A 12,367-nucleotide genomic window follows, 5' to 3' on the forward strand; every position below is an offset into this window, starting at 1 on the left:
AAAGAAACGCATTGGTATTTTACTATTTTTAGCAAAAATTTCAAACAGGTAAAATATACGCCTCAACTTAAAATTTAATGAAAAAGATACTTATAGTAAGCATTGTGTTTCTGGCAGCTTTTTATGCTTTTAGGGAAATTGTGTACAAACCATACCAATGGAAAAAAGCAATGGAAAGTCCTGAACACAGATTACAGATGGGAAGTCTTCTTTTTAGCAAACAAACCGATCCAAACGGAAGTGAGAATTCTGAAAAGAAGTATTACATTTTTAAGGTTACTGAAATCAACGGCGATTATGTACGCCTTTCAGTTATCCGTCAGCTGTCTGAAAAAGGAAAACCAAAACCTTCTGACTTTTCGATTCCCAGAGATACCTACCGCAGTTTAAAACTAACGATTAAAGAACTCACAATAACTGCTATTTCCCGGGAAGATTTACACAAACATGGCACTCCTTATGTGCTGAATGATTATTTGCTCAACAAATACCCTTCTTTAAAAAACTCCCGTTATTATTACGAGGAACTTCCGGAAACGGAAAAAGATATTCATAAACCAGCTGACTATTTTAATCTGGTTTATTCCAAAGAAAAAATTATAGAAAAAAAGAAACTGATTCCGTGGGTAATCACGAATGAAGAAACACCACAGCTGGCCAAAAGCTTGTCTCAGAAAGTAAGTTTAATTATCAACTAGTTTTCGTGTTGAATCACAATCCGGATTACCCGGAATACTATAAGCCGGGCCTGCAAAGCTTTATAAAACTTTGCAGGCCTGGCATTTTTTTTAGAACTGATTTAAAATATTACTTTATAAACTGTATAATAAACCCACCCTTAGGCGCTAAATTATACTGCCATTTTGATGTTACAGGAAAAGACTCCACTTTAAATTCCATTAACGGATCTTTGCCTTCAGAGATAATCTTGAATTTAGAAAAACCTTTAGCATATTTCTTCAAATCAATTGTTATAGGTTGTGAAGTATTGGTACCATTTATTCCCACTATATAATTTAAATTATCTTTTTGACGTGACAAAACTATTGCTTTCCCAGGCTCGCCAATAATACATTCTGTTTTATCCCAACTAGCTGGCATTTCTTTAAACAGATTTTTAAGATCGTCTGAAAGCGAAGCAAAAACCTCTTCTGAATCGGCAAAATGGATAATTCCCGAAGTATAAATCATAGCCATAGCCAATTCGTGAGCTGCTGTATTTAAACGAGTATATTTTCTAAAAGTCAAAGCAAATGGCGTATAATCAGCTGGTCCTGCTACGTTTCTCGTAAAAGGCAATACTGTATTTTGTTCTGCTGCTTTTTCCGGGAATCTTGGCTCGTAAAAATAACTTTCAGTTCCTAAAATAGCTTCTGCTGTTACAAAATTTGGCCATGTTCTGTGCCAGCCTCTCGGCATAGTTGTTCCGTGCAGGTTTACCAATAAATGTTCTTTAGCCGCATCTTCAAAAACCGATTGAAGCGTTGCCATTACTTCTTGTCTGTCTGAACACCAAAAATCGATTTTAACGCCTTTTACGCCCATATCAGCTAATTCTTTGAATCTTTTCTTTCTTTTTTCAGGATCAAAATATTCTGCTGAATATCCCCAAACCAAAGGCTTAACTCCTTTAGATAAAGCATGATCAATAATTTTTCCTTCTTTATTGGCTTTTTCCCAACCGGCATCAAAAAGCGTGTATTTAAACCCGAATGAAGCCGAAACATCAGTAAACTTTTTATACATTTCCGGCGTAAAATCTTCAGGATGCGACCACCATGACCAAGCCGCTTTTCCTGTTTCAATCCAGGAAGTATCTGTAATTTTAGAAGCCGGAGCTAAATCAGTAATCATGGTTGATAATAAAATATCTCCTGCTTTATCACCAATCATAATCACTCTCCAAGGCATTGTCCAAGGCAGGTTTGACTGTGGGTAAGCAACTCCTTTATCTGGCAAAGGCAGTGTAAATTTTTCATCATTTTTGGCGAAAGCAATGCTGTACATTCCGTCTTTAGAATCTGGATTTAAATGACAGCCCGGAAATGATCCGTCTGTCCCTGATTCAGCAATTAAAACCCAATTTTGAGCATTATTTACATTAAAAAGTGCCGGCATGCACCACCCAACCGATTCTCCTCTGGCACCGTTTATTGGATCTCCAGGTTTTACATTAATATAAAAATCCTCATAACCTGGAGTATAATCTCCCGCTTTGTTGTAAGGCTGTAACCATCCTTTTGCTTTCTGATCGATATGAAATCCGGTCAATTCCTTTTTAAGGATTCGGGTTTCGTTTTCTTTATCAACAAATCGGTATCTAAAAGCAACTCCTTGTTCGCCGGCAATTAAATCAATTGTCATGATAGTGCCTTGTTTGTTTTTGAATGCAATACTTTTACTTTTAAAAACATGATCTGCCACTTTATTGTTGGCTACTTTAAGTTCATATTTTTCACGCTTTTCTTCTGTAGCCGAAACTTTTTCAACAGCCAATCCTGACGAAAAATCCTGATTTTCAAAAACAAGTCCAAGCGGTGAATCTTCGATTATGGTTTTATCTTTACGGAAAACCTTGTATGATAATTTTCCGTCTTTGGTCAAAGACAAACTGATTTTATTGAGATTATCTTTTGATTTTAATGAAAGCTCTTCATTTTGGGCGACACAGCTCGTTAATACAAAAAATACTGCGGGCAACAGCAAACTTAAAATTCGGTTAGGAAACATTTTTTTCATTATATAGTTATTAGAGGTGATAGTTAGAATTTATTTTTTTAGAATATCAAAAGTGTATACAATTGTTTCATTGTAAACTTCTCCTGATTTGAATATGGTATTAGGAAAATGAGGATGATTCGGGCTGTCAGGAAAATATTGGCATTCTAAGCAGAGTCCGTCAAAAGAAGTATAAAGTTTAGAATGTTCGCCAATTACATTGCTGTTCAAATAATCCCCTGTATACAGCTGCACGCCGGGATACGAAGTGTAAACCCGCATTATTCTTCCTGATTTTTCATCAGACAATTCACAAACAGCACTTTCGACTGTTTTATTTTTGTCAAAAATGTAATAGGTATTCAGACCACCATCTTTCATAACATCTCTTAATTTTTGACCTTCAAAAGAATATTGTCCAGCATCTAGAATTTCCCCTGTCGGAATATAATCTTCTGTACTTTCCAGTATTTTATCTGCCTGAATTTTTAGGTTATGCTGCTGAATTTTTTCTTTACAGCCTGACAAATTAAAGTAAGAATGGTTCGTAAAATTTAAAGGCGTTGCTTCATCGGCTTCAGCCCAAAAAACAATTTTCAATTCGTTTTTATCAGTCCATTGATAGGTTACTTTGGTTTTCAAATTTCCCGGAAAACCTCCTTCTCCGTCTTGGCTTTCAAGCATAAAAATTACGGCATCTTCTTCTACAATAAAATCAAACACTTTGTTATTAAATCCAGCCCAACCACTATGATTATTGTTTTTACCATCGTTTTTATCGAGATAGTAAGTATTATTTTCGATAGAAAATGCCGCATTATTAATTCTGTTGGCAAAACGACCAACTGTTGCTCCTATATAAGCCTGATCTTTAACATAGCCTTCTAAAGTGGGAAATCCTAAAACTATATTTTCTCTATTTCCAAAATTATCAGGCATCATTATGGATTTTACTATGGCTCCATAATTCAATAGTTCAATAGTATTACTATGAACATTTGTAATTTTAAATTTGAAAATTTCCTTTCCGCCGTATTGGCCAAAAGGTTCACAAACAATACTATTTAAGGAATTCATATGGTTTTAAAAATGATTAGAAAGATTAAGGTTAGTATAGTTTTTCAAATTTAGTTTTGATTATTATTCTCAAAATGGACTTTTTTTGTGAAAGCATGGATTAAATTACGATATTTGAAAAACACGATCAAGGCAATGAAAAATTCAGCACAAAAAGAAAAGATAAAAGTCAAAGAAGGTTTTTTGGGACAACGAATGATTGTAATTCCAAAAAACATACTTTCGATTATCAAAAAGAATCCGCTTATCGCAAGTTTGTACTTTACAGACATTGGTGTTTTTCCAAATGCAAGCCATCATTCCATGAAAAGAAAACACGGCAGCAAACAATACATATTGATTTATTGTTATAAAGGTGAAGGTATCATCAGTAAAGAAAATAAAACGATAACACTAAAAGCCAACACCTTTTATATTATACCTCCCGAAGTTGCACATGATTATTATGCTTTAAAACAAAATCCGTGGAGTATTTACTGGATTCATTTTACAGGATCTCAGGCAACTCATTTTTACGATAAATTCATAACCGAATTTCCAGATTCTGCACCTCAGCTATCTCTTGAAGAAAGACGTATCGAACTGTTTGAAAACATATTAGATGTTATGGAAGACGGTTACAGCGCCAGCAATCTGCAATTTGCGAATCTTTCGTTATGGCAGCTACTGAATACTTTTTTGTACGAGAAATATTTCATTCAAAAGAACCGAAAATTTTCAGAGGATAATACTATTGAATCGGCTATTGATTACATGAAAAAACATTTGGATATATCCTTAAAAATAAACGATGTGGCGGCTTATTTTAATTATTCGCCTTCTCATTTTTTCACCTTATTCAAGAAGCAGACCGGCTATTCTCCTATACATTATTTCAACTATTTAAAAATGCAGAAAGCCTGTCAGTATCTCAGTTTTACGACTATGAGCATAAAAGAGATCAGTTTTAATTTAGGCTTTAATGATCCGTTATATTTCTCTCGTTTGTTTAAAAAAGTAATGAGCACTTCACCTATACAATATCGCACAGAATATAAACAGTAGCGCAATTGTTTTCGTATTTTAACGCAGACGTTCAAAAAATCAGATTATAATCCATCTATTCAAAAAAAATATCCATAAATCAAAGGTTCCTATTCCGCTAATTTTACAAAAGCTATAAAACCTTTTTATGAAAAACTATAATTATACCTTTTTACTATCAATCAGCCTTGTCGCAGCATTGGGTGGATTACTCTTTGGTTACGACTGGGTTGTAATAGGTGGTGCAAAACCATTTTACGAACTTTATTTTGGCATTACAAATTCTCCGGCTTTGCAAGGCTGGGCAATGAGCAGTGCCCTTGTAGGCTGTGTTGCAGGAGCAGCCGTTGCGGGAAAATTGGCCGATAGTTACGGAAGACGTCCTATCCTGATCGTTGCCGCAGTATTATTCTCCTTATGTGCTCTTGGAACCGGAGCTTCAGAAACTTTTACTGTATTTATCATCTGGCGTATTATTGGCGGTGTCGGAATCGGGATTGCTTCTACTATTTCGCCTTTATATATTGCAGAAATTGCCCCACAGGAAACCCGTGGGTTATTTGTTTCCATTAACCAATTAACGGTTGTTATCGGAATTTTGGCTGCGCAAATTACCAATATGCTCATTACAGAAGTGATTCCTCCTGATTATTCTCCTGCACAGATTTTAGCTTCATGGAACGGACAAACGGGCTGGAGATGGATGTTTTGGGCAGGATTTTTCCCTGCAGTACTCTTCTTTATTTTAATGTTTTTAATTCCTGAGAGTCCTCGATATCTGGCAAAAAAAGGCAGTCATGAAAAAGCTGAAAGCACTTTAACAAAAATCGGAGGATTGTCCTACGCCAAAGAAGCAATTGCAACCATCAAGGAAACTTTTACTGAAGAAAAAGAAGGTACCGATTTTAAAATGCTGTTTGACAAAAAAGCTTTGCCAATTTTAGTTATTGGAATTGTTTTAGCTGCTTTTCAGCAATGGTGTGGTATCAACATTATCTTTAACTATGCTCAGGAAATCTTTGTTTCAGCAGGTTACAGCATCAATGATTTGTTTATGAATATTGTAATTACTGGAAGCATCAATCTGGTTTTTACTTTGGTTGCTATGGGAACTGTAGATAAACTGGGACGTAAAAAACTAATGCTTTTTGGTTCTGCTTCGCTTGCCATTATTTATGCTTTATTGGGGTATTTTTACTATACCAATGTAACGGGTTTCCCATTGTTATTACTGGTATTATTAGCGATTGCTATTTATGCAATGTCCCTTGCTCCTATTACCTGGGTTATTTTATCTGAAATTTTCCCTAACCGAATCAGAGGTGTTGCGATGTCTGTAGCCACATTTGCACTCTGGATTGCATCTGCACTTTTAGTACAAACATTTCCAATCTTCAACGAATACCTTGGCACATCCGGAACTTTCTGGATCTACGGAATCATCTGTGCATTAGGATTCTGGTTTGTATCTAGAAAACTTCCTGAAACCAAAAACAAAAGTCTCGAAGAGATTGAAAAACTTATGGCTTCTGATAAGGAATCAAAGAATATTCAATAATTTAAATTTCATTACATCATGCAAAAAGTAAATGTTTGGAAGGAAAAAATAATCCTGCCAACTTATGAGGTGGGCAAACCTGAAAAAAATCCTGTATTTATTGAGAAAAGAGTTTATCAGGGAAGTAACGGATCTGTATATCCTTATCCGGTTATTGAAAAAATCGCTGACGAAAAAACCAACAAAGAATACCAAGCCGTTTACCTTGAAAACGAATTTGTTAAAATAATGATCCTGCCTGAATTGGGCGGACGTGTGCACATGGCGTATGACAAAACCAAAAAACGTCATTTTGTGTATTACAATCAGGTGGTAAAACCTGCACTTGTTGGACTTACAGGCCCTTGGATTTCTGGCGGAATTGAGTTTAACTGGCCGCAGCACCATAGACCAACCACTTTTGATCCTGTTGATTTTAAAATCGAAGAACATGAAGACGGAAGCGCAACCGTTTGGTGCAGTGAAGTCGAGCGTATGTTTAGAACAAAAGGTATGGCTGGTTTTAGATTATATCCTGACAAAGCTTACTTGGAAATCAAAGCACAATTGTACAATAGAACATCATTCCCACAGACTTTTTTATGGTGGGCCAATCCTGCAGTTAAAGTAAACGACGATTATCAGTCGGTTTTTCCGCCAGATGTAAATGCTGTTTTTGATCATGGCAAACGCGATGTTTCCTCTTTCCCAATTGCAAAAGGAACCTATTACAAAGTAGATTATTCTCCGGGAACTGATATTTCTCGTTACAAAAATATTCCGGTTCCTACCTCTTATATGGCAATTGCATCCAAATACAATTTTGTGGGCGGTTACGAAAATGATTCGAAAGGCGGATTGCTTCACGTTGCCAATCATCATGTTTCGCCAGGAAAAAAACAATGGACTTGGGGACATGGCGATTTCGGACGCGCGTGGGATCGCAACCTTACTGATGAAGATGGTCCGTACATCGAATTGATGTGTGGTGTTTACACAGACAATCAGCCTGATTTTACCTGGATTATGCCGGGTGAACAAAAGGAATTCACACAATATTTTATGCCGTACCGCGATTTGGGTATCGTTAAAAATGCTACCAAAAATGCGATGGTTAATCTGGAAAGCATAAATGATAAATTAGTAATTAAAACTTATACAACAGGTGTTTATCCTAAAACAACCGTTACTTTAAAAAACAATGATGTTGTTTTATTACAAAAACAGTACGATGCTTCTCCAAACAATTCATTTGAAGAAACTATTGATTTTGCTAATGTTTCTTTAGAAGGCTTATCGATTTCTGTAACCGATGCAGCTAACAAAGTTTTAGTTGACTGGATGTATGAAGGGCAAAATGAAGACGAAATCCCAGAAGCGGCTAAACCTGCACTTGCTCCGGAAGACATTGAAAACAACGAACAATTGTTCCTGACTGCACAGCATTTAGAACAATACAGACACGCTACTTACAGTCCGATTCCGTATTACGAAGAAGCTTTAAAACGCGATTCTGGTGATGTCCGATGCAATAACGCTATGGGATTATGGCTAATGCGAAGAGCAAAATTTGCAGAAAGCGAACCTTATTTCAGAGCGGCTATAAAAACGCTGATACAACGAAATCCGAATCCGTATGATGGTGAGGCTTATTTTAATTTAGGGCTTTGTCTTAAATATCAAAACAAAAATGAACAGGCTTACGATGCTTTTTACAAATCAACATGGAATGCAGCCTGGCAGAATCAAGGTTATTTTTATGTGGCACAGCTTGACGCTTTAAAAGGTGATTATGAATTGGCATTGGAACATATCAAAAAAGCCATTTCGAAAAACACCGAAGATCATAAAGCAGTGCATCTACAAGCGACGTTTCTTAGAAAACTAAATCAAAAAGAAAAAGCAATTGAATTGATCAACAGTTATTTAAAAAATGACGGTTTCAATTTTGGTTTATTATATGAAAAATACCTTTTAAGCAATGATAAAAAGGATTTGGATTATCTAAATGCGCTTATTCGAAATAACATTCATACTTATATTGAATATGCTTTAGATTACAATGCATCAGGTTTTTATGCAGAAGCAGCTTCGTTGTTAAATGAAGGACTGAAAGATGAAAACACCTATCCGCTGGCTTGGTATTTTGCCGGTTCATTTTATGAAAAGTTAAATGATTTCGGTCAAGCCGAAAAATGTTTCCAAATGGCTTCTCAGGCAAAACCGGATTATTGTTTTCCAAATCAGATTGAAGCGGCTTTAGTTCTTTCTGAAGTGATTGAAAAACAGACGAATGATGCAAAAGCTTTGTATTATTTAGGAAACTTTTGGTATGCTTCTAAATTTTATGATGATGCGATTTCTTGCTGGGAAAAATCGGTGGCAATAGATGATTCATTTCCAACTGTTCACAGAAACTTGTCATTGGCTTACTATAATAAATTAAATGATGAGCAAAAAGCGCTTTCTAGTTTAGAAAAAGCATTTTCTTTAGATGTAGAAGATTCCAGAATTTTAATGGAATTGGATCAATTGTACAAACGTTTAAACAGAGATTTGGTTTTTAGACTGGCTTTCTTAGAAAAACATTTAGAATTGGTTATCCAAAGAGATGATGTTTATTTAGAAAGAGTGGCTTTGTACAATCTTTTAGGCAAACATGATAAAGCGCTGACTTTATTGCAAAATAGAAAATTCCATCCGTGGGAAGGCGGTGAAGGAAAAGTGAGCGGACAATATCTTATTTCTTTAATTGAAATTGCAAAACAACAGATTTCTGAAGGCAATTATAATAAATCGATTGAACTTCTAGAACAGGCGCAAATTTATCCTGAAAATCTGGGAGAAGGAAAACTGCCGGGCGCACAAGAAAATGATATTCATTATTGGCTTGGAGTAGCTTTTGAAAAGAAAAATAATTTAGAAGAAGCGAATAACTGGTGGCATAAAGCAACTCAGGGATTAGAAGAACCAACAGCGGCAATTTTCTATAATGACCAACAGCCGGATAAAATTTTCTATCAAGGTTTGGCTCATTTAAAATTAAACAATCCTGCCGAAGCCAATAAACGTTTTGAAAAATTAGCTGCTTACGGACAAAAGCATCTAAACGATCATGTAACCATTGATTATTTTGCTGTTTCCTTACCCGATTTAATGATCTGGGAAGATGATCTGGACAAGCGTAATAAAATTCATTGTTTGTACATGCAGGGATTAGGTTTTATGGGATTGGATAAAAAGATGCAGGCAGAGGAAAGTTTTACCACTGTGCTTTCTGAAGAGAAAAGCCATTCTGGAGTTACGATACATTTATCTTTATTGAAAAACGAGGAATCCATTTCTGTTTAAGTTAGTAACTATTTTTAACAGTAGACCCGACAGGTTTTAAAAACCTGTCGGGTCTTGCTTTTATAATCGGATTGCATTCCTGCAAAGTTTTCTAAACCTTGTAGATATAAGTTTTTTCACTTCTAATCAACTTGACTAACCGTTACTTTAACTAATCTTAAAAATAGCACACAGATGAGACGGCTTCGCTAACGCGAAGACGCAGATTACCACGGATTTTTAAAATTTAAAATAGAAATCCGTTTTTAATCCGCGTTTTTACGAAGTAAATCAGTTTTATCAGTGTGCTTTAGTGAGTATAGTTAGCGGTCAATTGTACTACTCTATACCTACAAGGTTTTGAAAATCTTGCAGGAGAGAAAAAAACAAATAATTTAATTAATAGGTCTATCTTCTAATTTGCTTCCCCAGTTTTTATTTGGTTTTGGTCCCATAACAAATTCTAAAGTACCTCCAGCTTCGATATCTGTATGTTTTATAAAAGTCTTGGTATAACTTTTTCCATTCAGTTTGGCGCTTTGGATATAGATATTTTGATCTGAAACGTTTTTCGCTGTAACTTTAAAAATCTTTCCGTTTTTCAATTCTACAGAAGCTTCTTTCAATAGTGGTGAACCTATCACATAGACACCGTTTGCAGGATTTACAGGATAAAATCCCATTGCACTAAAAATATACCAAGCCGAAAGTTCACCGCAATCGTCATTTCCTGAATAACCTGATGAAGTGGTGTTATACATCTTCTTTAAAATCTCAGCAGTATATTTTTGCGTTTTCCAGGGTTGTCCTGCATAATTATACAAATAAGCAATGTGATGACTTGGTTCATTTCCGTGAGCGTATTGTCCGATAAAACCTGAAGCATTATCGTTTACTTCTTCTGGTCTTTCTTCTAAAGTGAAAAAAGTATCCAGTTTTTTGGTAAACAAATGGTCTCCTCCAACTAAATTTACCAATCCTTTTACATCTTGCGGAACATACCAAAAGTATTGCCAACCGTTGCCTTCTGTAAAAGGATAACCACCATTTGCGCCATATTTCAGCGGATCAAAAGGTCCAATCCAATTTCCTTTATCGTCTTTTGCCCTGAAAAAACTTATTTCTTTATCGTATAGATTTTTATAAAACTGAGAACGTTTTGTAAATTGATTGTAGTCATCAATTTTAACTAATTTCTTCGCCAATTCGGCTACACACCAATCGTCATAAGCCATTTCTAAAGTCAACGAAACCGACTGTGATTTCAGGTTCTCAGGAATATATCCGTACTTTTCCCATATTCCAAAAGGCGATCCGGGATGTTCTCTCAAAGAAGAATTCTTTACCGCTTCGAATGCCATTTCTACATCAATTCCGGGGATTTTTTTCAAAACAGCATCTACAATAACTGGAATAGCATGATTGCCTATCATACAATAATTTTCCTGTCCCCATAATTGCCAGATGGGTAAATAACCAAAAACTTTATAATACGCCAGCATACTGTTTACAAAATCAGCCGAACGTTCTGGCTGTAACAGCGTATACAACGGATGTGCGCCGCGATACGTATCCCACAAGGAAAAAGTAGAATAATACGGTTTGGATGAATTTCTAACCGTAAAATCTGCTGAGGGATAATCTCCGTTAACATCTGATAAAATATTTGGCTGAATAAAGGTATGATACAAAGCGGTATAAAATATCTGCTTTTGCTCTTCTGTTCCATCAATTTTTATCTTGCTTAGTTCTTTTTCCCAAACGGCATCTGCATTATTTACAATTTCTTGAAAATCCCAAGTAGAAATTTCAGTCTGTAGATTTAAACGGGCATTTTCGATACTTGTGGCAGAGATTCCAACTTTTACTAGAACTTCCTGCTGTTTTGAAGTGTCAAAATCTAAAATAGCACGAATAGCATTTCCGTTTACTATTTTGGCATTCTCATACACATTACCTCCATCTGTGATATGATTTCTAACTATTGGCTGTGAAAATTCGGCATGAAAATATACTTTTCGCATTGGTGCCCAGCCTGTAATTATACGATAACCTTCAATGGTATGATCATTCGGAAAAGACAATTGAGAAGCAATAATACGTGTATTCCAATCTGATTTTTTCATCGAATGATCTAAATCAACTACAATATGCGCTTCTTTGTTTTTAGGAAAACTGTATTTATGAAAACCGGCATGTGTTGTTGCCGCCAATTCTGCTTTTATCCCGTAATCCAAAAGTTCTACACTATAATAACCCGGTTTTGCAAATTCCTTGTCATGAGAAAATTTAGACTGATAGGCATTCTGTCCTGTTTCTTCTTTTACAACAGAACCGCTGAAAGGCATCAGCATTACATCGAATAATTCGGCTACACCAGTTCCGCTTAGGTGCGTATGACTAAAACCTGCAATGGTGGTATCGTTATAATTGTAACCGCTGGCAACACTCCAATCGGGTATGTTCCTAGTATCCGGACTTAATTGCACCATTCCGAATGGTACTGTCGCTCCAGGATAATTATTCCCCGAAAGTGGCGAACCATGTGCTGCTCCTGTTCCAATAAACGGATTTACATGAGAAGTTGTTTTTTCTGCCGTTTGTGCTCCTAAATTTAGCGAGCTCACAATTGCACAACAGTATATTATTTTTTTGAATTTCATTTTAAGATAAAGATTTTAT

Annotated in this window: 7 protein-coding genes; 4 read left to right on the forward strand and 3 right to left on the reverse strand. The window is 35.7% G+C overall.

The genetic code is table 11. The features are described 5' to 3' along the window. The first annotated feature begins 77 nt into the window (after positions 1-77). A complete protein-coding gene (locus ACODST_RS13170; protein ID WP_488932574.1) occupies positions 78-698 on the forward strand; it encodes a hypothetical protein in 621 nt (206 codons plus the stop codon). 109 nt (positions 699-807) lie between these two features. Here the strand turns inward: ACODST_RS13170 and ACODST_RS13175 are convergent, their stop codons facing one another. Together ACODST_RS13175 and ACODST_RS13180 are read right to left on the reverse strand one after the other, a co-directional pair. Beyond that, positions 808-2,739, reverse strand: coding sequence for a glycoside hydrolase family 97 protein (locus ACODST_RS13175; RefSeq protein WP_488932575.1), 1,932 nt, complete (start codon positions 2,737-2,739; stop codon positions 808-810). A 30-nt stretch (positions 2,740-2,769) separates the two neighbouring features. After that, positions 2,770-3,795, reverse strand: a complete 1,026-nt coding sequence (locus tag ACODST_RS13180; RefSeq protein ID WP_488932576.1) for an aldose epimerase family protein — start codon at positions 3,793-3,795, stop codon at positions 2,770-2,772. Between the two features lie 135 nt (positions 3,796-3,930). Between ACODST_RS13180 and ACODST_RS13185 the strand changes: the two genes are divergently transcribed. The 3 genes from ACODST_RS13185 (at position 3,931) to ACODST_RS13195 (ending at position 9,706) form a co-directional block, all read left to right on the forward strand. Continuing rightward, positions 3,931-4,839, forward strand: a complete 909-nt coding sequence (locus ACODST_RS13185; RefSeq protein WP_488932577.1) for an AraC family transcriptional regulator — start codon at positions 3,931-3,933, stop codon at positions 4,837-4,839. Positions 4,840-4,966: 127 nt separating this feature from the next. Then, a complete protein-coding gene (locus tag ACODST_RS13190) occupies positions 4,967-6,376 on the forward strand; it encodes a sugar porter family MFS transporter (RefSeq protein WP_488932578.1) in 1,410 nt (469 codons plus the stop codon). Between the two features lie 18 nt (positions 6,377-6,394). Beyond that, positions 6,395-9,706: a DUF5107 domain-containing protein gene (locus tag ACODST_RS13195; RefSeq protein ID WP_488932579.1), complete on the forward strand. Its 3,312-nt coding sequence runs from the start codon at positions 6,395-6,397 to the stop codon at positions 9,704-9,706. Positions 9,707-10,080: 374 nt separating this feature from the next. Here ACODST_RS13195 and ACODST_RS13200 read toward each other — a convergent pair whose 3' ends face one another. Next, positions 10,081-12,348: a GH92 family glycosyl hydrolase gene (locus ACODST_RS13200; protein ID WP_488932580.1), complete on the reverse strand. Its 2,268-nt coding sequence runs from the start codon at positions 12,346-12,348 to the stop codon at positions 10,081-10,083. Between the last annotated feature and the right edge of the window lie 19 nt (positions 12,349-12,367).

The sequence above is a fragment of the Flavobacterium sp. FG19 genome, from assembly GCF_057809475.1.

Excerpts from the sequence above, each read along its gene's own strand:
- ACODST_RS13170 (WP_488932574.1), top strand. The coding sequence starts at position 78 with ATGAAAAAGATACTTATAGTAAGCATTGTGTTTCTGGCAGCTTTTTAT.
- ACODST_RS13175 (WP_488932575.1), bottom strand. The coding sequence starts at position 2,739 with ATGAAAAAAATGTTTCCTAACCGAATTTTAAGTTTGCTGTTGCCCGCA.
- ACODST_RS13180 (WP_488932576.1), bottom strand. The coding sequence starts at position 3,795 with ATGAATTCCTTAAATAGTATTGTTTGTGAACCTTTTGGCCAATACGGC.
- ACODST_RS13185 (WP_488932577.1), top strand. The coding sequence starts at position 3,931 with ATGAAAAATTCAGCACAAAAAGAAAAGATAAAAGTCAAAGAAGGTTTT.
- ACODST_RS13190 (WP_488932578.1), top strand. The coding sequence starts at position 4,967 with ATGAAAAACTATAATTATACCTTTTTACTATCAATCAGCCTTGTCGCA.
- ACODST_RS13195 (WP_488932579.1), top strand. The coding sequence starts at position 6,395 with ATGCAAAAAGTAAATGTTTGGAAGGAAAAAATAATCCTGCCAACTTAT.
- ACODST_RS13200 (WP_488932580.1), bottom strand. The coding sequence starts at position 12,348 with ATGAAATTCAAAAAAATAATATACTGTTGTGCAATTGTGAGCTCGCTA.